We start from the raw sequence: 22692 nt of genomic DNA on the forward strand, positions 1-22692 counted from the left end.
AGTTGAATTTTATGGATTTTTTACATATAATAAATATACCTTCCATTGGCAAGGGCACAATAAACCAAGAAAGGAAAATGGCTTAAATGGCAAATATTTTACCAGTATCTGATTTAAGAAATTATGATGAACTTATGCAAAATTGGGAGCTGGCTAAGGATGGCAAACCACTGAATAAGATTATGCCATTGATGTAGGAGAGGATGAAAATATGTTTCCTAAAATTGTTCAGGTTGTTCCAACACAGGAACATACAGTATATGTTTATTTTGAAGATGGTAAAATTGTATGTTATGATGTAATGCCATTATTGGAGAAAGAGGTATTTGCCGTTTTGAAAGAACTTGAGTATTTTATGCAAACCTGTACTATAATGAATGATACTTTGGCATGGGATGTGTCTGGAAATCGAGATAATACGAAATGTATTGATATTGACCCAGAAACATTATATGCGCTAGAGGCAGTAAAAGAGAAAATCGCATGATTTTTTGATTTGTGGGGATGACAGATGAGAGTAAAACTTGGAGATGTTTGGGAATCCAGAAACTAATTCCAAAGGTTGGGATGAATGTGAATTATCCGAAAAACTTAATGCGTTAGGTGAATATGCATTAGCTGCGTAGAAATAAATTTTTCTCTTCCGCTTGGAAAAGAACGAGAAAAACCGGTTGACAAACAGGAGAATTGTTTGTATAATCGAAAAGTACGGTTTGAACCGAGTACGGGAAATTTAAGAAGATAGGAGGTCGAATCACATGTCTATTTGTCCCAAAAATAAATCCTCTAAGGCAAGAAGAGACAGCCGCAGAGCAAATTGGAAAATGAGCAAACCTACCTTGGTAAAATGCAGCAAATGCGGTGCATTGATGGTACCTCATAGAGTATGCAAGGCTTGTGGCTCTTATAATAAGAGAGAGATTATTGCTCAGGAAGACTAAGAGAATCGGAAGGGCTCTCCGCGGTGGCGGAGGGTCCTTTTTAAATATGTGAAAGTTTGTCAACAGGTCCACTTTGAGGAGTATCCCAAAGGTTGTATAATCCTCCAAACTGATGTAAGATAGAATTACTCAGTTTATAAGATAATATTGATTAGTGAATCCATAAAAATGCTTGTAAAATATTATTTAAATTATGAAAATAGGAATATGGTCAAAGATACCATTTAGGATAATCTGAGATTTTGCTCCTTGGGGCAAAATCAAAAATTGCGAAAGGAGCCATCATATGGATTTAAAAACATTACAATCCATTCTTACGATAGGAGAAACCATAGCGGTAGAATTTAAGCGCGGTGGGAACGGAATTGAATCAGACGCTTATGAAACAGTATGTTCTTTTCTGAATCGATTCGGTGGCGACATATTTATAGGTGTGTTGAATGACGGTACTGTGGTTGGTGTACCGAAGAAAGCGGCCTCTGATATGGTTAAGAATTTCATAAAGGTAGTGAGCAATCCGGCATTGTTTGCTCCTACAGTATATCTCATGCCGGAAATTATCGAGTATGATGGAAAAACTATTATCCATGTGCATATTCCACCAAGTGCTGAGGTGCATAGTTATAAAAAGGTGATTTATGATCGTGTAGATGATGCAGATGTGAAAGTGACGGCTACCGGAGCGATTGCACAAATGTACATTCGTAAGCAGAATATCTTTACAGAAAAGAAGATTTATCCATATGCAAAAGTGGAAGATCTGCGCTTGGATCTATTACCTAAGATACGAATCATGGCACAAAATCATGCGGGCGGGAGACATCCATGGATTGCTATGGATGACCAAGAACTGTTAAAGAGTGCCGGATTGTATTGGAAGAGATATCGCAACTGGAGAAGAAGGATTTAATCTGGCTGCTGTTATGCTGCTTGGTAAGGATGATGTTATCTTGAATGTAGCACCTGCTTATGTGACAGATGCACTTGTTCGCAAAGTCAATGTAGACAGGTATGATGACCGGGAAGTGATAAAGACAAACTTGATTGAAAGTTATGACAGACTGATGGAATTTGGTAAAAAGCATTTGCCGGACAAGTTTTTCTTGGAAGATACAGTTAATAAGAGCCTTAGAAATACAATACTGAGAGAAATGGTAAGTAATGTGTTAATGCACCGGGAATTTTCCAATAGCTACACAGCAAAGTTTGTAATCGAAAAAGAGCGTATGTATGTGGAAAATGCAAACCGTGCTACAAGTGACGGATATATTACCATGGATAATTTAGAACCTAATCCTAAAAATCCGATTATTGCTTCTTTTTTCAGAAACATTGGATATGCGGATCAACTTGGTTCAGGTGTTCGTAACTTATTTAAGTATGGAAAATACTATTCAGGAAAGGAAACGGAATTTATAGAAGGAGATGTATTTCGGATTATTGTTCCATTAGATGATGAATATTCCTATGACTTTGGTCAGACTGCAAGTGAGACCAATGAGACCAATGAGACTAAAAGCGAGACTAATCAGCTTAGATTGATTTCTAAATGGAGTTTGACGGACGAAGAGAAAAAAATTATGCTTTTGATTAAAGAAGAGCCGGCAATTACGCAAAAGGTACTTCATGAGAAGTCTGAGATTCCGCTGGGAACGATAAAGAGGATTTTACCAAGGTTGCAGAAGAATGGTGTGATAAGCCGAGTAGGAAATAATCGTTCAGGAGAATGGAAGCTTAACGAAAACAATTAAACGTCATATAAAAGAAATCGATAAAGGATTTATAAGGTCTTCTATGGTAAAATTAAAATCATAGGAGGCCTTTTATTATGGCAAGAGAAAAGAAATCAGTACATAAGGTACAAATGACAGAGGGAAAAAGGGAACATTATCCAGCAGCTCCTTCGGGAGTACGACATCCAGACCACAGAAGATATTCAGGATGCTCTTAGAGAGCTGTTGGGTGGCACCATCAAAGCCATACTTTGAAGTTATATTGAACCGCCGGATGCCGTCCGGGGCTTTCTTGGAAAATCTTAAGGAATTGTGATCTTGAGTGGGAGCCCCTTGCATTTCCATAGATTTATTGCTAAACTAAGATACGATTGTAACAGACCAAAATAAGGCGTGTTTGCCACCAGTAAGAATACCTGTGGAGATAGAGAAATTTTATGAGCAAAGAAAAGCAAACTGCGATTCGGGGAAATCCCGCAGATAGAAAACGAGTGCGCCAGGTGTCGATAGAAGATCTGGACCAAACGGGGGCGCTTTCGGAGAATAGTCGGAAGCAGTTGGTTCCAAGTCGTTCTATAACGAAGGTGACAGTGGAAGACCTGGATGAAACCAGAACGTTCCCAGAGGTAATAGTGGAGGACATGGACGAAACCAGAACGTTCCCGGAGGTAATAGTGGAGGACATGGACGAAACTAGGACGTTCTCGAAGGTAATAGTGGAGGACATGGACGAAACTAGGACCTTTTCAAAGGTAATAGTGGAGGACATGGACGAAACCAGGACCTTTCCAAAGGCGATAGTGGAGGACATGGACGAAACCAGGACCTTTCCAAAGGCGATAGTGGAGGACATGGACGAAACTAGGACTTTTCCGAAGGCAATAGTGGAGGATATGGATGATACGCAGATTATTCCCACATTGCGTAAGGCCAAACAGAATTCTATGGCTGCGGAGGACAGCGTAGAAATCGAGGATTTAGACGAGACACGAGTAATACCGTCGGTTTGTCTGGAGCATATAGAGCCGGAGCAGGAACCTAGTCCTGGCGAGATCGGGGAAGCGCTGATCCAGGCGGGGCAGGAAGCGTCGGCGGCGGAGGCTGTGTGTCCTGGTTGGAACCCTGAGCGGCCGGAACAAAGGATGAGGGATTTGGAGCCAGAGATTTCGATTACTCCGGTCAATTCTGATACAGAATTCCGAGATCGGCCGCCGCGAAAGCCGCCGGAGCCGGAAACGCTGGAAAATGATTTCCCGGAGGAAGAGGGCCACGGCAAAAAGCGGGCGATTTTTGTGGGAATTGCAGTTGCTGCGGTTCTAGCCATCGCTCTAGGCGCATTTGGCGTCTATCGCATTTTAGAAAATAAGAAAATGCTAGCTTACTATGAAACGCATTTTCTTCCCGCTACCACGATCAATGGGCAGGACTGCTCTGGGATGACGGCGGAAGAAGTGACGGAGCTTTTTTCAAAGGAAGTCCGGGATTATTCTCTCACGATCCGAAGTATCGACGGAGCGGAAGATCGGATTTTAGCGTCGGAGATCGGGCTGGTGATGCGATTTGACGTAGATTTCCATGGTTTGCTTGCTTCCCAGGATAAATCGGGTTGGAGAAAAGCAGAGGAGAATCCGTCAGAATTGACATTTGTCAGCGGATGGGAATATGACGCAAAGCTGCTGAAGGATCGGCTGAACGCCAGCGCGTTGTTCCAAAATATGACGGACTCAAAGGATGCGGAGATTGTTTACGATGAGACGGCCGCCCAGTTTGTACTGAACCCGGAAGTGATTGGAACCAAAGTGGATTTGGAACAGGTTTTTCGTTTAGCGCAAAATTCTGTGGAAACGCTGCAGACTACCTTGCCTTTGGAGGAAGCAGGCTGCTATTCTGCCGTAAAGCGGGCGGATGACGCCATGGCAAAGGCAGTAGAGACCATGAATGCCTATTTAAAGGCGCAGGTATCCTATTCTTTTGGGGAGAAGAAGGAAACGCTCACTCCAGAAAAGATCAAGGAAGCAATCTCCTATGATACGGCTTATCAGGTGACGCTGGATTCTTCCGTATTTGAAAACTGGGTGAAAGAATTGGCGGAAAAATACAATACAGTGGGGAAATCCCGATCTTTTCGCAGTACGAAGAGCGGTACGGTTACGGTTAGCGGCGGAAATTATGGGTGGAAGATCAATCAGGAAAAGACCGTCGAGCAAGTTTTGGCCGCCGTACAGACGGGAGGAAGCGTGACGGAAGGGCCGGTCTATACTCAGGAAGGAAAGTCCCATGACAGTAATGACATCGGAGATACTTATATTGAGGTGGACTTGACTCATCAGGTCATTTATTACTATGAAAATGGTTCCAAAAAGCTAAGTTCTGATATGGTAAGCGGACGGGTTATCCGAAATACAAAGACGGTAAAGGGCGTGTATTATATCTATGACAAGGAACGGAACCGGACTCTAAAGGGAGCGGATTATTCTTCGGATGTCAGCTATTGGATGCCCTTTTACGGAGGATACGGGCTTCATGACGCTACCTGGAGAAGCGAATTTGGTGGGAAGCAATATTTGACGAATGGTTCCCATGGATGTATCAATCTTCCTCTTAGTAAAGCAAAAAGCCTGTACAATATGATTTCAGAGGGGACGCCGGTTATTGTATTTGGCGGCGTGGATTCTTACGATGCGCCGGAGGAACCAGCGACGACCACAAAGGCGCCGGAGACCACGAAAAAACCAGAATCTACGACGAAGACGTCGGAGACCACGACAAAGAAACCGGAACCTACGACCGAAGAGCCAAAGCCTACTACGGAGGAACCGACGCCTACCACAGAGGAGCCAGAGACCACAACTACCACGGAGGCGCAAACGGAGAAGCCGGAGCCTACGACGAAAGAAGAAACGAATTCGTCGGAAGATTCGGGAGAAGATTGGAAGGACCCGGAAGCTTTTCGGGAATAATAGGAAATTTCCTATTGAATGAAAAAAGGGATGCTCCGAAAAGCATCCCTTTTTCGTGGGAGAAATTTTATTTTACCATCGTACCATATACTTCACCAGATGCAGGAGCCAAAGCATTGGCCTCGTCGGTATCGATATGTACGGCAGTAGCATAGGAAGCGCTGACGCGGACTACAACATCGCCGAAGATCAAAGAACGTTCCGGAGAGTCGATCTTCAAGCTGATGATGTCTTTATCCTTCAGACCCATCTCAGCGGCGTCTTCTGGGGTGATGTGCAGATGACGTTTCGCAGCAATCACGCCCTCGGTCAGCTCTACTTCACCGGCAGGGCCAACCAGCTTGCAAGCACCGGTGCCTGCGATATCGCCGGACTCACGGATCGGAGCGCTGACACCAAGAGATCTAGCGTCGGTCAGAGAAATCTCAACCTGAGTCTCCTTACGAACCGGTCCCAGTACGGACATTTTTAAAGTACCCTTCGGTCCAATTACCTGAACTTTTTCCTCAGCAGCGAACTGGCCGGGCTGGCTCAGCATTTTCTTTACTGTTAGTTCATGGCCTTTGCCAAACAGGATTTCCAGGTGCTCCTGTGATAAATGTAAATGTCTAGCGGAAGTTTCTACTAATAATTTGCGGTCCATCGTATGGTTCCTCCATTGTGTGGTTGTAAATTTATCATCATTATCATAGCGCGGACAGGCGGGGATGTCAAGGAAAACCACAGGAAACTTGGGAGGTTCTGCTTATCTTTGGTGTCTTTTTGTTTCTAAATGAAAATGGGGTCTTCGAAGGGAATGAGAAAGGACTGGCCGGAGCCAGAAATCAGCGAACTTAGATAAGCACCCCGGCATAGGTTATTAGTAAATCTGATGTCGGGGTGCCCACTTGTGAAAACATTTCCCAAACCCTTGTCTGCGCAGGAAGAAAAATATTATGTCGAACTTCTGGAAAAGGGGGACCGGGCGGCGAGGGACATCCTAATCGAACGAAATCTTCGTTTGGTGGCCCATCTGGTGAAAAAATACAGCCAGAATGACCGGGATGTGGAGGACTTTATTTCTATCGGTACTGTTGGCCTGATCAAAGCAGTGGATACGTTCCGTGCAGGGAAAGGAAACCGACTTTCTACTTATGCGGCTAGATGTATTGAAAACGAAATTTTGATGACCCTTCGCGCAGAGAGAAAATACCGGCGCGAAGTATCCCTGTTTGAACCCATTGGCACGGATAAAGAAGGCAATGAAATCCATCTGATGGACATCATGGAAAGTGAGACGACAGATATTGTCGGAGAGCTGTACCAGGAAGGGATGCTGAAAAGGCTGCACTCGTCGGTTTCGGTGACTTTGACTCCCCGTGAACTCAAAATATTGACACTTCGTTATGGACTTGGAACCGGCGGACAGGAGATGACCCAAAGGGAAGTAGCCGCTAAGATGGGAATCAGCCGGAGCTATGTCAGCCGTATTGAGAAAAAGGCGCTGGGAAAGTTAAAGCAGCAGCTGGAAAAATAACTTCCTTATTCGGGGGTCTTATGATACAATGGATACGAAAAACCAATCATTGGAGGATACCATGGATTATAAGACCTATTTAAGAAATTATCCGGATCAGGACGGACGGTACGGCCCTTACGGCGGCGCATATTTGCCGGAGCAGTTGGTGAAAGCTTTTCAGGAGGTAGACGAAGCCTATCAGACGATCTGCCATTCTTCCCAATTCATCAACGAGCTGCGGCGAATCCGCCGGGAATTTCAAGGCCGCCCGACGCCGGTTTATCATTGTGAACGGCTGTCTAAGATGGTGGGCGGAGCTCAGATTTATTTAAAGAGAGAAGATTTGAACCATACCGGAGCTCATAAGCTGAATCATTGTATGGGCGAGGGGCTCCTTGCAAAGTTTATGGGTAAGAAACGCCTGATCGCCGAGACGGGAGCCGGACAGCACGGCGTGGCTCTGGCTACAGCCGCTGCGTTTTTTGGCCTCGAATGCGAGATTCATATGGGAGAAGTGGATATTGCCAAGCAGGCGCCCAATGTAACGCGGATGAAAATTCTCGGCGCGGAGGTGGTGCCGGTTACCCATGGGCTGAAGACCTTGAAGGAAGCGGTGGATTCTGCTTTTGAATCCTATGCGAAGAATTATAAAGACGCGATCTATTGTATTGGCTCTGCCGTAGGACCTCATCCGTTCCCTCTGATCGTCCGCGACTTCCAGTCTGTCATTGGATATGAGGCGAAAGAACAGTTTAAAGAGATGACCGGGCTGATGCCGGATATTGTCTGCGCCTGTGTGGGCGGCGGAAGCAACGCCATCGGTACCTTTATTCCGTTTTTGGACGAGGCGGTGGATATCGTCGGCGTAGAACCTCTGGGACGTGGAAGCGCGCTGGGAGATCATGCCGCTTCTATGAAATACGGCGAAAAAGGCGTGATGCACGGTTTTGAAAGCTTGATGTTAAAGGACAGCGACGGGGAGCCGGCGCCGGTCTACTCTATTGCCAGCGGATTGGACTACCCTTCGGTGGGGCCGGAGCATGCGTTTCTCCATGATCTGGGGCGCATCCAGTATGACGCTGTCAGCGACGAAGAGGCCATGGACGCATTCTTTAAACTATCCCGCTATGAAGGCATTATTCCCGCTATCGAGAGCTCTCACGCCGTAGCATGGGCGATGAAAAAGGCCAAAGAGATGGGCCGTGGTTCCATTTTGGTAAACTTAAGCGGCCGCGGCGACAAGGATATTGATTACGTCGTAGAACATTATGGCTATGGAGAGCAGTTTTTATAAAAGCAGAAAGTTTTTCGAAAGGAGTATGTGATGAAAAAGGAGTTTTTCTTCCTTTCGGCAAATGAGAAAACCCAGATTCATGGGATTTGGTGGATTCCGGACGGAAAGGTCCGGGGCGTTGTGCAGCTGGTGCACGGTATGGTAGAGCATATTGGGCGCTACGATGAGTTTGCAAATTTTTTAAACCAGCAAGGCTTTGCGGTCATCGGCCATGACCATCTGGGTCACGGACTTTCGGTGTGCTCTGAGGAGGACTATGGTTTTTTCAGCGACAAACTGGGACAAGTCGCTCTGCTGAAGGATATCCACCGAGTGACGAAAAAGGCAAGGGCCCGCTATCCCAAAGTTCCGCTTTTTGTGTTGGGCCATAGTATGGGATCCTTCCTGCTGCGCCGGTATTTGACCATCTATGGAGATGAGATCGACGGGGCCATTGTGATGGGTACTGGCTACGAACCCCTTCTTGCCGTACGGTTTGGCAAGGTTCTTACAAAGATACTGACCGTACTGCGGGGCGGCCATACTCGCAGCAAGCTGGTCAACGGACTGGCCCTTGGCAGCTACGTGGCGAAGTTCGGAAATCGGCGGCGTCCGGGGTCCTGGCTAAGTAAAAACGAAGAAAATGTAAAAGCCTATAAGGAAGACCCGCATTGTCATTTCATGTTTACCGTGTCAGCTTATCATGATTTCTTCTGCGTGTTGGAAGATTTGGCCAGCGGGAAAAATTTTGACCGGATTCCCAGAAATCTCCCGGTATTTCTGGTATCCGGCATGGACGACGCGCTGGGTGGTTTCACGAAGCGTGTGCTCCATGTGTACAATGAATACCGGGAGATGGGAATGGAGGATGTGGACGTCCAGTTTTATAAAGAGGGACGTCATGAAATCCTAAACGAAGTGGATCGAGAGCTTGTGTACGATGATATCCGGGCTTGGCTGGAGCGGCATCTGGAAAGATAAGGACGCCTTTGGGGATGCTATTTTCCTGCCAGCTGGCGTTCGGCGTCCTCCAGGGAGGTATAGCCATACGCCAGTACCGTGTGGAACATGGTGTGGTAGGTCAGGTTTTCTCCCCTCTCTTGGAAGCTTTGGAGAAAGCGGACGTACAGCTTCAAGGTTCGCTCGGAATATGTTTTTAATTCTCCGCGCAGATATGTCTCGAAGGACGTCTCATAAGGCGTATCCTCCGAGGCATATAGGCGGCGGTTGCCGGAGGCCAGAAGGGGGTAGTTTTCCCTGTATTCCGCCATCCAGGCCAGCTGAAGCGATACGGCAGACTCGATCAGTTGTCTAGCGCGCTCGGAGAGATCCGGCAGCAGCGGACGCAGTTTGGCAAAGCGTTCCGGGCAGGTGCTTTCCATCATCCAGGCATATTTTTCCGTCAGGGGATTTCTGCCGTCGGCCTGGGCTTCCGTCAGGTCGGCTTCGTAGCTGTCGAGGAGATCCTCCGGCCAGGGAGCAAACTGGCTGCGCCGCATGATAAAAAAGGTTTCCGGGTCGTTTTGGCAGGATGCGCGGCCGCCTTCATTTTTTACTTCCTGAAAAAAATCCCATTCTTTTTGAACGACACGTTCTTTCTTTTCTTCTAATGTCATAAAAGTTTCCATTCCTTTCCTAGACGGATTCCGATGTCAATTGTGTATTTCAAAGTTTGGGCGTCGTCAGCCCTCTAATATATGGCGCTGCCGGATTTCCGGATCTTGTATCCTTTCCATGATTCCGTCGACATGAGCTTCGAGGAAATCGTCGTTGGCCGTGGTGAACCCCTGGGCGTGAAGCTCTCGGATGGTCTTGCCGCAGATGCTTTCGATCAGCTGTACTTTTCGATCCATCCGGTTGACATAGGGGTTAAAACGAGGAGAATCCTGATTTTCCCAGGCAGTTTTCTGGATTCCAAGCTCCGCCAACTCCAAGATCATCGGCGCTACGATGGGGGCTAAGATCGGCAGATCCTTCATTCCATGGAACATCCATTTATAAAAAGGCGTATATTTTTTGTTGAGCAGATAGACCATGGAGACCGCGGCCCGTAAAAATTCCGCTACGGCCAGTTCAGCGGCTACGGTTTCCCCACGGCGCATGCAGCGAGCATAGTTGTACTGGCCGGACTGAGCCATGGCAGCGGCCCTTGCCGCGATTTTTTTGATCCGCACGTCCTCCGGGTAATAGGACAAAAGAGCATTCCGAATGGCAGAAAACTCACCGAGGGGGTCTTCAAATACCTGGCCGTTTACGGCGGACGCCAGATGATATTCCGGTAAGGCAAGCCAACGCGCCAAGGAGCTTGGCGGCTGTTCTTTGCCGATAAACTGTCCATAGAAACCGCGGATGGAAAGCACGCCGACCCTGCCGCCGCCGCGGGCGCTGGTGATGCGGCCGGATACCCCCAGGTAATCCTTGGGAAGACTGTCGTAGGCGTCTTGCAAGTCATTTCCAATGGCAAGATAATCTTCATCCGTCAGCCAGAGGCAAAAAGATGGGCCAAAGTCGTGGTCCGTAGAGATCGCATCGTCAAAGCCGAGGCACTCGGAGCCTTGGCCGACGAGCCCAGCGGCGATGCGGTTTTGATATTCCGGAAATTTTTCCTGAATCATTGGTTTTCCGTAGACTTCATAGTAGGCTTTTGCCAGTTCCAATCCTTTCATTTTCCTTTGTTTTCCTCCCAAGCTTTTTTCGCCAGTTCCAGGTTCTTTTTGGTGACCTGATAGCTGTCGTTTTCCCCGAAACTGCTGCGGATTTCCGATAAGGCGCGTTCATAATAATTCACCGCCTGGGCGTAATCCCCGGTACGGTAGGAGAGTTCTGCCAGACCGGCCAGAGCGGCTCCGTAGTGGGCGTCTCTGGGGCCGGAGCCTGCCTCGAAAAGCGCGGCGGCTTCCGCCAGATGAGCGCGGGCTTCTTCGATTTTTCCCATGGAAAGCAGCGAGAGAGCCAGATTGGAATGGGTTGTGGCGATCTCCATCTGCGCGTCGGATAGGGCGGTCAGGATTTCCAGGGCCCGGTTCAGGCAGAAGATCGCGTCTTCATGGCGGTTTAGAGCCTGATAGACCTGGCTCATATTATTCATGAGGCCAGCCATGGGATACTCCTGATCAACCCGAAGCTCTTGGAAGATGGTAAATGCTTCCTGATAGAGGGAAAGCGCGCGGGTGAGATCGCCGGCGGCCCGGTAGGCGGTAGCCGCGTTTAACAGCGTGGTCGCATGGGCCATGGTGCCGGATAGATTCATCTGCCGGATCGCGTTTAACGCATCTTCCGCGGCGGCAAGGGATTTTTCCGACTGGCTGATACTGCGGTAAAAGCCAGCCATCTCATTCATCAAAGTTAAGGAAGACGCGGCGTCTCCTTCTTCTATGGCTTGCTGCAGCTGGCGGTCCAAAAAGGGTTCCACTTCCGAGAGCCTTTTTTGGGCGAATAATTGATCGAGTTGTTGAAGTACCGACTGGATATCCATAAGAGCCTCCTTTTTCTCCCTTTAGAATAGCATAGAGAAAGGAGAGAGGCAAGTGCATGAATTTTCGATGGAAAAGGGCATCCAGTCGAAAAATCCCGAAAACTTTTTTCTGGGAAGGCGGATAAGCCCTCCAATTTTCTTGTTCCGGCTGGAATTTTATGTTATGATGATGTTACCTTCAATTGAAGGTAGGGTCAAAAGGTCATGTATGAAATGCGGAGCGATCCGTAAACATCAGAACTCAATAGAAAAACAAAAGAAATGGAGGAATGCTTATGACGATACGGGAGCAGACAGAGCAGATGGAAGCGGAGATTCTGAGTCCTTATGCCGCTCTTTGCAAGAATAGTTTGGGCCGGGAACATCCGGAGGCGCCCTGCGACATCCGTACGGACTATCAGCGGGATCGGGACCGCATTATCCATTGCAAAGCGTTCCGCCGTATGAAGCATAAAACCCAGGTGTTTCTGGCTCCGGCAGGAGACCATTACCGGACACGGCTGACCCATACCTTGGAGGTGGCGCAGATTGCCCGCACCATTGCCAAGGCCCTGCGCCTAAACGAAGATCTGACGGAAGCTATCGCTTTGGGCCATGACCTGGGACATACCCCTTTTGGCCATGCGGGGGAGCGGCTGTTAAATGAGATCTGCGAGGGCGGCTTCAGCCACTATGAGCAGAGCGTGCGGATTGTGGAGTGTATCGAGAAAGACGGCGCGGGCCTCAATTTGACCTGGGAGGTACGCGATGGAATAAAAAATCACCGCACCAGCGGAAATCCTGCCACCATGGAGGGAAAGATCGTTCGTCTCTCCGATAAGATCGCTTATATCAACCATGATATCGACGATGCGATTCGGGCCGGGATTCTAAATGAGGAAATGCTGCCGGAAGAATTTACGGCGGTGCTGGGGCATTCGGTGCGGGAGCGGTTGAATACGCTGATCCACAACGTGATTTCCAGCAGCAAAGATCAGCCGGATATCCGGATGGACGAGGAGATCGAGACTGCGATGAGCGGTCTTCGGCATTATATGTTTGACAATGTTTATACCAACAGTGTGGCAAAACGAGAGGATAAAAAAGCGCAGATGCTTTTAAAGAGCCTCTATGAATACTATATGGAACATACGGAGGAACTGCCGGAAGAGTATTTTAATATGATCTGGATTCGCCGGGAACCAGTGTCACGGGTGGTCTGTGATTACGTGGCGGGGATGACCGACGGATATGCGATCGACACCTATCAGAGGCTGTTTGTTCCGGTGTCCTGGAAATATTAGAGGCGCCTGAAAGAAGGAGGAAGTTTTGTTTTACCCTGATGAAATCGTAGAAGAGGTCCGGTCGCGCAATGATATTGTGGCGGTGATCTCCCAATACGTGAAACTGACCAAACGAGGCGGAAATTATTTTGGCGTCTGCCCGTTTCACAATGAAAAAACGCCGTCCTTTTCGGTTTCTCCGGCCAAGCAGATGTATTATTGCTTTGGCTGCGGCGCGGGTGGAAATGTGATTACTTTTGTGATGGAGTATGAAAATTACACGTTTCCGGAAGCACTTAAGTACTTGGCAGACCGGGTGGGGATTTCCCTGCCTCAGGTGGAGGAGACGGAAGAACAAAAGAGGCAGGCGGATGTAAAAGGAAAACTCCTTCAGATCAACAAAGAAGCGGCGAAGTACTATTATTACCAGCTGCGGAACCGAGGAGGAGAGAAGGGACATCAGTACCTGGAAAAACGGGGACTTTCCCCGGAGACCATGCAGAAGTTTGGGCTGGGCTATTCTCCTATGACCAACGCTGCGCTGTATCAGTACCTGCGCGGCAAGGGATGGCACGATGAGCTGCTGAAGGAAAGCGGACTGGTAAAAATCGATGAACGGGGAGCCAAAGACCGATTTTGGAATCGGGTGATGTTCCCGATCATGGATGTGAACAACCGTGTGATTGGCTTTGGAGGACGCGTCATGGGAACGGGGGAGCCCAAGTACCTGAATTCTCCGGAAACCAAGCTCTTTGATAAAAGCCGGAATCTATATGGGTTAAATCTAGCCCGCGTATCCAGACGCCCGTATCTGCTTTTGTGCGAGGGGTATATGGATGTGATCGCCTTGCATCAGGCAGGCTTCGACTGCGCCGTGGCGTCTCTGGGTACGGCGTTTACACCGGGACATGCCCTTTTAATCAAGCGTTATGTGTCGGAAGTCGTCATTACTTATGACAGCGACGGCGCGGGACAAAAGGCTGCTCTGCGGGCAATCCCGATTTTGAAGCGAGCGGGACTGTCCGTGCGGGTTCTCAGTATGAAGCCCTATAAAGACCCGGATGAATTTATCGTAAATCTGGGAGCGGAAGAATACCAAAAGAGAATTGACGCGGCGATCAATTCGTTCCTTTTTGAGACGGATACCCTTCGGGGACAGTACGATCTCAGTAACCCGGAGAAAAAGACGGATTTTCATAAGGCGATAGCGGCGAAGCTGACGGAATTTACCGATGAGTTGGAGCGGGATAATTATCTGGAAGCCGTGGCGGCCAGGCATCAGATCCCGCCGGCGGCCCTTCGTGATATGGTCAATCGGTACGGGGGGCGCATGGTGACGGCTGAGCCGGAAGAGCAGGAGCAGGGAGGACGGCCGAAGAAGAAAAGAGAGAAGGACGAAGGCCTTTTGGAAGCCCAGCGGCTGCTCTTGAATCTGCTGGCCACAGAGCCGGAAGCGTATGAGCGAATCCGTTCCTACCTGGGGCCGGAGGATTTTTCTGGGGAAGTACATCGGGCGGTGGCGGATCATATCTTTTCCGCGCTGGAAATGGGAGAGACCATTGAGCCCGCAGGCATTTTGAACCAGTTTTTGGAGGAAGAAGACAAAAGAAACCAGGTGGCAGCTGTGTTTAACACCGCTCTGTCCGAGGAACTATCGAAAGAGGAGCGGGAGAAAATATGGACGGAAACAGTGCGCCGGGTGAAACGGAACCGGTTGGACGCGCAGATTCGGAGTGAAACGGACCCGCGTCGTCTGCAGGAATTAATTTTACAGAAGGCGCGTCTGGAAACTCTGCATATTTCCCTCGATTAAGGCAAAACTAAGATCGATGGAAGGTTGGATCATATGGGAATAAGTGCGGAAGGCCTGGAAGTTCGGTTGGAAAAGTTGCTCGCAGCGGCGGCGAAAAAGGAAAACACGCTGGATTATGACGAGCTGATGCAGATTTTGGGCGAAGAAGAGTTGGATGCGGAACAGTACGAGAAGGTGCTGGAAGTTTTGGAAGAAAAAAAGATTTCTTTGGTGGAAGCGCCGGAGGAACCGACGGACGAAGGGGAGTTTTTGCCCAGCGATCCGGTAAAGATGTATTTAAAAGAGATCGGGAATGTGATTCTTCTGACTTCGGAGGAAGAGCAGGAATTGGCGATGCGGATTGCCGCAGGCGACGAGGAGGCGAAACGTCGGTTGGCGGAAGCGAATCTGCGTCTGGTCGTCAGCGTTGCCAAACGGTATGTGGGCCGGGGAATGCAGCTGCTGGATTTGATCCAAGAAGGCAATCTGGGGCTGATGCGGGCGGTAGAAAAGTTTGACTACCAGAAAGGTTATAAATTCAGCACCTACGCGACCTGGTGGATTCGTCAGGCGATCACCAGGGCCATTGCCGATCAGGGGCGGACCATCCGAATTCCGGTGCATATGGTGGAAACCATGAACCGTCTGCTGCGATTGTCACGCCAGATGGTGCAGGAATTAGGACGGGAGCCAAGACCGGAGGAATTGGCGGCGCGAAGTGGTATTCCGGCGGACAAGATTGGAGAGATCTTAAAGATGACCCAGGAACCGGTGTCTTTAAATACGCCGATCGGCGAGGAAGAAGACAGCCGTCTGGGAGATTTTATTGAAGATGAACATGTGGAAGTCCCTCTGGACGCCGCCACTTATCTGCTGCTGCAGGAGCAGTTAGGAGAAGTGATGTCGACGTTGACGGAACGGGAACAGCGGGTGCTGGAAATGCGGTTTGGCCTGCTGGATGGCCAAAGCCGGACGCTGGAAGAAGTGGGGAAAGAATTTCAGGTGACGAGAGAGAGGATTCGTCAGATTGAATCCAAGGCGCTCCGAAAGCTGCGTCACCCCAGCCGGAGCCGGAAGCTGCGGGATTTTTTGGAGTAGGAATGGACTTATCAAGAAGATTAAAGGTGATTGCTGGGATGGTGACGCCGGGAAGCCGGGTCGCAGATATCGGTACGGATCATGGGTATCTGCCGATTGAACTGGTAAAGAGAACCATCTGTCCCAGCGGCATTGCGATAGACGTAAGAGAAGGCCCCTTAGCGCGGGCAAAAGAACATATTGAGGAGGCCGGTCTCACGGAGCGGATTGCGGTTCGTCTGGGGGACGGTCTTTTGGCGCTTTCTCCCGGCGAGGCGGATACGATCGTGATCGCTGGCATGGGGGGACCGCTGATGAAGCGGATTCTGATCGAGGGAGAACGGACGGCGAGAGACGCCGCGGAGCTGGTCTTGTCGCCCCAGTCCGATGTACGGGAGTTCCGGAAGTTTTTGCACGGCGCCGGATATACCGTGGAAAAAGAGCAGATGTTGGAGGAAGACGGGAAATACTATACGGTCATGAGGGTGCTTCCGCAGCCGGATGCGGAATCTTGGAGCGAGGCGGAGTATGGCTATGGAAAATATCTGCTTCGGGAAAAACCTCAGATTTTAAGAGAGTTCTTAGAAAAAAAACAAGATATCTGCCGGAAAATTCTTCAAAACTTGGAGCAGGCGGAGCTGGAAAAAGCGGCGGCCCGCAAGCGGGAGGTCGAGGAACGCCTTCGGGAGCTGGAAGGTATTTTAGCGGATTGGGGAGGTATTGGATGAAGGTACGGGATTTGATGGAGCTTTTGGAGACGCTCTGTCCGCTTTCCTATGCTTGTGACTGGGATCATTCCGGGCTGCAGGTGGGACGCCGGGACGCGGAAGTGCGCCGGGTGATGATCGCCCTGGATTTGACGGACGCGGTGATCGATGCGGCGCAGAATGGAGGATGCGATTTTATTTTGACTCATCATCCGCTCCTATTTTCCCCGCTGCGCCAGGTGACGGACGGCAGTGTTTTGGAGCGGTACATACTGCGTTTGGTTGAGTCTGGGATTGCCTGCGCGGCCATGCACACAAATTTTGACGCGGCGCCTGGGTGTATGGCGGATCTGGCTGCGGCGAGACTGGGATTAATGGAGACTGTGCCAGTGGAGCCGGTAGGGGACGGCGGTATCGGGAAGGTGGGAAACCTGCCGGAGCCGGTTTCTTTGAAAGAATTTTGTATCCAGGTAAAAAAGGCCTTTTCCCTGCCTTTTCTGATGCTTTATGATCAGGGCGATGAGAACCGGAAGATTTCACGGGTGGGAATCCTGCCCGGCAGTGGAAAGGGAGAGATCGGTTTAGCCCGTGATCTTGGAGCCCAGGCCTATGTGACAGGTGATATGGGCCATCATCCGGCCTTAGATGCTATGGCGGAGGGGCTTGCCGTTCTGGATGCCGGGCATTATGGCCTGGAATGGATTTTTATAGAGTTTATGGAACAGTTTTTAAGGGAACATCTGCCGGAGGAAATCGAGATTCGGACGATGCCGTTTCGGTTGCCGGGCCGTGTGCTTTGACGGCGGAAGGAGGAAAGAAATGATAGAGATTCAGGTGGCGGGAAAAAGCGTAGAGATAGCGGAAGGGACCACTTATCGAGAGTTGGCAAGGCAGTTTCAGCCTCAGTATGAGAACGATATCGTATTGGTCACAGTCAATGGAAAACTCCAAGAGTTACATAAAACACTGGAAAAACCCTGTAGTATTGAGTTTGTGACGACAGCCCATACGGCAGGAATTCGTTCCTATGAGAGAAGCCTGGTACTTTTGATGAATAAAGCCATCTACGACGTAGTTCCGCTTGCGGATATGCAAAAGGTGACGGTAAAATTTTCTGTGACCCATGGTCTCTATGTGGAAGCGAAAGGGGCGTTTCCGGTCGACCAGGAGTTTCTGGACCGGGTTCGGGCTCGGATGGACGAGCTGATCCGGGAGGACATTCCCATTCGGAAAAACAGCATTCATGTGGACGATGCGGTGGCTTTTTTTCGGAAGGTAAAGATGTATGATAAGGAGCGTCTGTTCCGGTATCGCAGGAGTTCCCACGTAAATATTTATCATATCGATGGATTTGCTGATTATCATTACGGCTATATGGTGCCGTCCACCGGATATCTGAAATATTATGAGCTGAAGCTGTATCGGGAGGGGTTTGTTTTATTGTTCCCGACCTTTCAAGATCCGAAGATAGTTCCGCCCTTTGAGCCCCAGGAAAAGCTGTTTGACACTTTGCAGAAGGCGTCCCGTTGGAGCGAACAGCTTCACGTAGACACGGTGGGCGCGGTGAACGATATGATTTCCAGCGGAAAAATTCAGGAATTGGTGCTGATCGCCGAGGCCAGGCAGGAAAAAGAGATCTCGGAGATCGCGTCGATGATCGCAGGGCAGCCCCATGTGAAGTTTGTGATGATTGCCGGACCGTCCTCCTCAGGAAAAACCAGCTTTTCCCATCGGCTTTCGATTCAGCTGAGAGCCCATGGCCTGACGCCTCATCCCATTGGATTGGACGACTATTTTGTAGATCGGGACCGCACGCCGCGGGACGAAAATGGTGACTATGATTTTGAGGCACTGGAATGTGTGGATATCAAACAATTTAACGAGGATATGACGGCCCTTCTTTCCGGGCAGAAAGTGGAGATGCCAACCTTTAATTTCAAACAGGGACGGAGAGAGTACAAAGGAAATTATTTGCAGCTGGGCAGCCATGATATCCTGGTGATCGAAGGAATACATGGACTGAATGACGCTTTGTCTTATTCTCTGCCCAAGGAAAGTAAGTTTAAGATCTATATCAGCGCCTTGACTCAGCTCAATATCGATGAGCACAACCGGATTCCGACCACAGACGGCCGTCTGATCCGGCGAATGATCCGGGATGCTAGAACGAGGGGGAGCTCGGCGGCGGATACGATCGCCCGCTGGCCTTCGGTGCGGCGTGGGGAGGAGCGGAATATTTTCCCTTATCAGGAGACGGCGGATGTGATGTTTAACTCCGCCTTGATCTACGAGTTCTCCGTCTTGAAATCCTATGCGGAACCGCTTTTGTTTGGCATTCCCGTGGATTCTCCTCAGTACCAGGAGGCCAAGCGATTACTGAAATTCTTTGACTATTTTCTGGCGGTGGACAGTACGGCCATCCCCAACAATTCTTTGATGAAAGAATTTATCGGCGGAAGCTGCTTCCAGGTGTAAGTATTCTCTGTGGATAAGAGCATACATGCTTTTATCCAGGAATAAAGTTTTGGGGCGGAAAGCAGGGCGATCGCTTGCTTTTTTCCGTAAAGTATGGTAAAACTGGTAGCGTGTCATTGAGTAGAACAGGTAATCGCGGCTGCTTTTTGCAGGTGAGGAAAGTCCGGGCTTCACAGGGCAGGATGCCGGATAACGTCCGGTGGAGGCGACTCCAAGGCCAGTGCAACAGAAATATACCGCCGGGAATTCCCGGTAAGGGTGGAAGGGCAGTGTAAGAGACTACCGCCTTCCCGGTAACGGGAGGGGCACATGTAAACCCCATCCGAAGCAAGACCAACAGGAAGCGTAAGGCGGCCCGTCTGCTTCCGGGTAGGTCGCTTGAGCCTGGCGGCGACGCCAGGCCTAGATAGATGATTACCCAACGACAGAACCCGGCTTATCGTTCTGCTCATTACCAAAAGGAATGTGGTCTTTTATGGGAAATGCCCTATAAAAGACCACATTCCTTTTTATCTAAATGGGAAATGACTCATTCTTTATCGTTTCGGAGAAAAGCATATTTTGATGGACCTTCGGCGCATAATAATTGGAATAGGTTGACTTCGTTAATAAGTAACGCTATAATGAAATTACGGAAAAATGCAACAATTTACAAATTCTCGAAGTAAGGAGGAGACAGAAATGAAAATGATCAAACGTGATTTATACTTGAATCGGCTGATAGAACGCCGGGAAAACGGTTTGATTAAAGTAATTACCGGTATTAGAAGATGCGGAAAGTCTTATCTTTTGTTTCAGTTATATTATCAGTATCTGCTGGAATCTGGTGTAGAGCCATCCAGGATTATCCGAATTCCTCTGGATGACGAGGATTATGAAGAATTACGTGACAGCAAACAGTTAAGTAAATACATTAAAAAGAGTATAACGGATGATGACATGTGGTATGTCTTCTTGGATGAAGTCCAGATGTGTAAAGGATTTGAGTCAGTACTCAATGGTCTGAATCGAAAAGATAATTTGGATATCTATGTGACCGGGAGCAACTCGAAATTTCTTTCTTCGGATGTATTGACGGAGTTTCGAGGGCGTGGGGACGAGGTGAGGGTTTATCCGCTTTCTTTTTCCGAATATGTTTCGGCATACCCTGGAGATAAATATGACGCTTGGAACGATTATTATACTTATGGGGGACTTCCACTGATTCTCAGCCGAAAGACGGATGAGTTGAAATCAAGGTATCTGATTGACCTGTGTAGGGAGCTGTACCTGAAGGATATTGAAGAACGTCACAGGTTGAGGGGAGATCACGTCATAGACGCGCTGGTCAATGTGCTTGCATCCGCAGTGGGGTCTTTGACGAATCCGACAAAATTGGCAAATACTTTTGGCAGCAATGGGATTCGCGTCAGTGATAAAACAATAGGAGTTTATATTGAATATCTGTTAGATGCCTTTTTTATCAGTAAAGCGGAACGATATGATATTAAGGGAAAAAAATATATTGCCTCCCCTTTTAAATATTATTTTACGGATGTAGGCTTGCGTAATGCTCGGCTCAATTTTCGGCAGCAGGAAGAAAACCATATTATGGAAAATATCATCTACAACGAATTATTGATCCGGGGATTTAATGTGGATGTTGGTGTTGTAGAGCATGCCGAACGTGATGAAAATGGTAAGACTGTGCGTAAGAGGCTGGAGGTCGATTTTGTTTGTAACCGTGGCAATCAGAGGTATTATATTCAGTCCGCATTCGCCATTCCAGATAGTGAAAAAATGCGGCAGGAACAGAAGTCATTGGTGCATATTGGCGATTCCTTTAAGAAGATCATTGTGGTGAAAGATCGGATTAAATTGTGGCGTAACGAGGAAGGGATTGTGGTAATGGGAATTATGGATTTCCTTTTGAATCCCAATAGTTTGGAATGGTAACTCTGTTTAAGAGCTTGCAATCCCCCGCTTTAACCAGTTCCCCCTCAGGTAGTAAATCAAAAAGATGATGGAAGTGGTGCTCCAGGTAATCGGATAGCAGGCGGCGACCATGCCGATGGTGTGGTGGAGTGGAAGAATCAATAACAGCCAGGCAATCCGGAGCAGGCAGACGCCAAAAACCGTGACGAGCATCGGGTATAAGGCCTCCCCAACGCCGCGGATAGCTCCGGAAAAAATTTCAACGCAGATAAAAGTGATATAAAAGGGTGTCAGCAGATGAATCAGCTGAGAGCCGCAGGCAAGCACGCCGTCGTCGTTGGTAAAAATACGAAGAATCGCAGTTCCGCCAAAGAAAAAGAGAAAACTGACGAAAACGGCGGCGGAGGCTTCCATTCCTAGACTGATACGAACGCTTTTTTTGATGCGATCGTATTTTTTTGCGCCAAAATTTTGACCGACAAAGGTGGTGATAGCAATGCCAAAGGCCCCGCTGATCATCCAAAAAATCGCGTCCATCTTGGCGAAAGCCGCCCAGGCAGCGACCATATCGGTGCCGAAGGAATTTACGCTGCTTTGGACGATTAAGTTGGAGATCGAATAGGTGGCGGATTGAAGTCCAGCCGGAAAGCCGATCATGAGGATGCGTTTTAGCAGGCGGGGAGTCAGAGAGAGATCGCGAAAGCGGAAAGAAAACAAGCTCTTTTTTCGGACCATTTCCACCATGACAAGAACAGCGCTGATCAGCTGGGACAAAACCGTAGCGAGAGCTGCGCCGAAGATTCCCATTTCCAGGACGGGAACAAAGAGGAGGTCCAGTAAAATATTGACGATGCAGCAGGCAATCAGAATGTACATCGGGGATTTGGAATCTCCCAGAGCTCGTAGGATACCCGTCCCCATATTGTAGAGGAAAGTTGGTATCATTCCGAGAAAATAGATGCGAATGTAGAGGAGGGCGCTGTCATAGCAGTCCGCAGGCGTTTTCATGGCGCGTAAAAGAGGACCGGAGAAACCCAGACCGATACCCATAAAAAGAAGGCCGCCGATTAGGGAAAGGGCAACTGCCGTATGGATGGCTTTTCCTGTATCCTGTTGATTTTTTGCGCCGTAAAACTGGGAGATAATAACGGTTGCGCCGGAGGAAAGCCCCACGAAAAAGCCGACGAGAAGCTGAATCGGTTGGCTAGTGGCGCCGACAGCTGCAAGGGCTTCTTTTCCTACAAATTGTCCGACAATGACCGTATCCGCCGTATTGTAAAGTTGCTGAAAAAAGGTTCCTAAAAGAATCGGGAAAAAGAAGATCAAAAGCTGTTTCCAGATCACACCCTCTGTTAATTCGTTTATTGCAACGTGTTCCCGTTTCATAGCGACGCCTCCTGTCTGTTCAGTATATACAAAAAGAGGGGAAAGCGCAAATAGATTTTCTATAAAGATTTAGGTGGCAAAAAAATGTTAAAAAAAAACTTAAAAAAATTAGGGAAAAAGAACAAAGGGGGGAGGGGAAGGGATTGCATTTTTTTTTCGGCTGTGCTATAGTAAAAACAATAGTTTTTTATGAAGCCGT

At 48.6% G+C, this 22692-nt stretch carries 20 protein-coding genes, 1 other RNA gene and 1 pseudogene; 17 read left to right on the plus strand and 5 right to left on the minus strand.

The genetic code is table 11. From position 1 onward, the window contains the following. Positions 1-211 precede the first annotated feature (211 nt). The 6 genes and pseudogenes from ACCC71_RS03410 (at position 212) to ACCC71_RS03435 (ending at position 5634) form a co-directional block, all read left to right on the plus strand. Entirely contained in the window at positions 212-487 is a 276-nt protein-coding gene (locus tag ACCC71_RS03410; protein ID WP_434311033.1) for a DUF2442 domain-containing protein, read from the plus strand. 271 nt (positions 488-758) lie between these two features. Next, positions 759-941: a 50S ribosomal protein L32 gene (gene rpmF, locus ACCC71_RS03415; protein ID WP_244800067.1), complete on the plus strand. Its 183-nt coding sequence runs from the start codon at positions 759-761 to the stop codon at positions 939-941. Positions 942-1227: 286 nt separating this feature from the next. After that, entirely contained in the window at positions 1228-1851 is a 624-nt protein-coding gene (locus ACCC71_RS03420) for an AlbA family DNA-binding domain-containing protein (protein WP_434311034.1), read from the plus strand. Beyond that, positions 1802-2692, plus strand: a complete 891-nt coding sequence (locus ACCC71_RS03425) for a winged helix-turn-helix transcriptional regulator (protein WP_434311035.1) — start codon at positions 1802-1804, stop codon at positions 2690-2692. Before ACCC71_RS03420 ends, ACCC71_RS03425 begins: the two co-directional genes overlap by 50 nt. 77 nt (positions 2693-2769) lie before the next feature. Next, positions 2770-2926, plus strand: a pseudogene (locus tag ACCC71_RS03430) (IS256 family transposase); the annotation flags it as partial. Between the two features lie 185 nt (positions 2927-3111). Continuing rightward, the gene (locus ACCC71_RS03435; protein WP_434311036.1) at positions 3112-5634 is read left to right on the plus strand and encodes a L,D-transpeptidase family protein; all 2523 of its coding nucleotides are present in this window, start codon (positions 3112-3114) and stop codon (positions 5632-5634) included. A gap of 67 nt (positions 5635-5701) precedes the next feature. Here the strand turns inward: ACCC71_RS03435 and ACCC71_RS03440 are convergent, their stop codons facing one another. Next, the gene (locus ACCC71_RS03440) at positions 5702-6277 is read right to left on the minus strand and encodes a PduL/EutD family phosphate acyltransferase (protein ID WP_434311037.1); all 576 of its coding nucleotides are present in this window, start codon (positions 6275-6277) and stop codon (positions 5702-5704) included. A 246-nt stretch (positions 6278-6523) separates the two neighbouring features. Here ACCC71_RS03440 and sigK point away from each other — a divergent pair, with 246 nt between their 5' ends. From sigK to ACCC71_RS03455, 3 genes are all read left to right on the plus strand, one after another. Further along, positions 6524-7150, plus strand: a complete 627-nt coding sequence (gene sigK / locus ACCC71_RS03445) for an RNA polymerase sporulation sigma factor SigK (RefSeq protein ID WP_434311038.1) — start codon at positions 6524-6526, stop codon at positions 7148-7150. Between the two features lie 61 nt (positions 7151-7211). After that, complete coding sequence (trpB, locus tag ACCC71_RS03450; RefSeq protein WP_434311800.1) at positions 7212-8426, plus strand: tryptophan synthase subunit beta; 1215 nt, start codon at positions 7212-7214, stop codon at positions 8424-8426. A gap of 30 nt (positions 8427-8456) precedes the next feature. After that, positions 8457-9386 (plus strand): alpha/beta fold hydrolase, encoded by a 930-nt coding sequence (locus ACCC71_RS03455; RefSeq protein ID WP_434311039.1) that lies wholly within the window; start codon positions 8457-8459, stop codon positions 9384-9386. Between the two features lie 17 nt (positions 9387-9403). Here the strand turns inward: ACCC71_RS03455 and ACCC71_RS03460 are convergent, their stop codons facing one another. The 3 genes from ACCC71_RS03460 to ACCC71_RS03470 all read right to left on the minus strand — a co-directional run bounded on the left by ACCC71_RS03460 (position 9404) and on the right by ACCC71_RS03470 (position 11880). Beyond that, a complete protein-coding gene (locus ACCC71_RS03460; protein WP_434311040.1) occupies positions 9404-10021 on the minus strand; it encodes a DUF4125 family protein in 618 nt (205 codons plus the stop codon). A 66-nt stretch (positions 10022-10087) separates the two neighbouring features. After that, the gene (locus tag ACCC71_RS03465; RefSeq protein WP_434311041.1) at positions 10088-11071 is read right to left on the minus strand and encodes a DUF4037 domain-containing protein; all 984 of its coding nucleotides are present in this window, start codon (positions 11069-11071) and stop codon (positions 10088-10090) included. Next, a complete protein-coding gene (locus ACCC71_RS03470) occupies positions 11068-11880 on the minus strand; it encodes a tetratricopeptide repeat protein (RefSeq protein ID WP_434311042.1) in 813 nt (270 codons plus the stop codon). The genes ACCC71_RS03465 and ACCC71_RS03470 overlap by 4 nt, the downstream gene beginning before the upstream one ends. Before the next feature lie 275 nt (positions 11881-12155). Here ACCC71_RS03470 and ACCC71_RS03475 point away from each other — a divergent pair, with 275 nt between their 5' ends. The 8 genes from ACCC71_RS03475 to ACCC71_RS03510 all read left to right on the plus strand — a co-directional run bounded on the left by ACCC71_RS03475 (position 12156) and on the right by ACCC71_RS03510 (position 21128). After that, entirely contained in the window at positions 12156-13163 is a 1008-nt protein-coding gene (locus tag ACCC71_RS03475) for a deoxyguanosinetriphosphate triphosphohydrolase (RefSeq protein WP_434311043.1), read from the plus strand. A 25-nt stretch (positions 13164-13188) separates the two neighbouring features. After that, entirely contained in the window at positions 13189-14955 is a 1767-nt protein-coding gene (gene dnaG, locus ACCC71_RS03480) for a DNA primase (RefSeq protein WP_434311044.1), read from the plus strand. Between the two features lie 33 nt (positions 14956-14988). After that, positions 14989-16032, plus strand: coding sequence for an RNA polymerase sigma factor RpoD (rpoD, locus tag ACCC71_RS03485; protein WP_434311045.1), 1044 nt, complete (start codon positions 14989-14991; stop codon positions 16030-16032). Between the two features lie 2 nt (positions 16033-16034). Then, positions 16035-16739: a tRNA (adenine(22)-N(1))-methyltransferase gene (locus ACCC71_RS03490; protein WP_434311046.1), complete on the plus strand. Its 705-nt coding sequence runs from the start codon at positions 16035-16037 to the stop codon at positions 16737-16739. Further along, positions 16736-17518, plus strand: coding sequence for a Nif3-like dinuclear metal center hexameric protein (locus ACCC71_RS03495; RefSeq protein ID WP_434311047.1), 783 nt, complete (start codon positions 16736-16738; stop codon positions 17516-17518). The genes ACCC71_RS03490 and ACCC71_RS03495 overlap by 4 nt, the downstream gene beginning before the upstream one ends. A 19-nt stretch (positions 17519-17537) precedes the next feature. Then, positions 17538-19193 carry a nucleoside kinase gene (locus ACCC71_RS03500; RefSeq protein WP_434311048.1) on the plus strand — a complete coding sequence of 552 codons (1656 nt, stop codon included), beginning with the start codon at positions 17538-17540 and terminating at the stop codon, positions 19191-19193. 117 nt (positions 19194-19310) lie between these two features. Next, positions 19311-19648: RNase P RNA component class A (rnpB, locus tag ACCC71_RS03505), an RNA gene on the plus strand. Positions 19649-19874: 226 nt separating this feature from the next. Next, the gene (locus ACCC71_RS03510; RefSeq protein ID WP_434311049.1) at positions 19875-21128 is read left to right on the plus strand and encodes an ATP-binding protein; all 1254 of its coding nucleotides are present in this window, start codon (positions 19875-19877) and stop codon (positions 21126-21128) included. 6 nt (positions 21129-21134) lie between these two features. Here ACCC71_RS03510 and ACCC71_RS03515 read toward each other — a convergent pair whose 3' ends face one another. Beyond that, positions 21135-22493, minus strand: a complete 1359-nt coding sequence (locus tag ACCC71_RS03515) for an MATE family efflux transporter (RefSeq protein WP_434311050.1) — start codon at positions 22491-22493, stop codon at positions 21135-21137. Positions 22494-22692: the final 199 nt, after the last annotated feature.

It is taken from the genome of Hominifimenecus sp. rT4P-3, from assembly GCF_051055405.1.
Taxonomy (GTDB): Bacteria; Bacillota; Clostridia; order Lachnospirales; family Lachnospiraceae; genus Pseudolachnospira.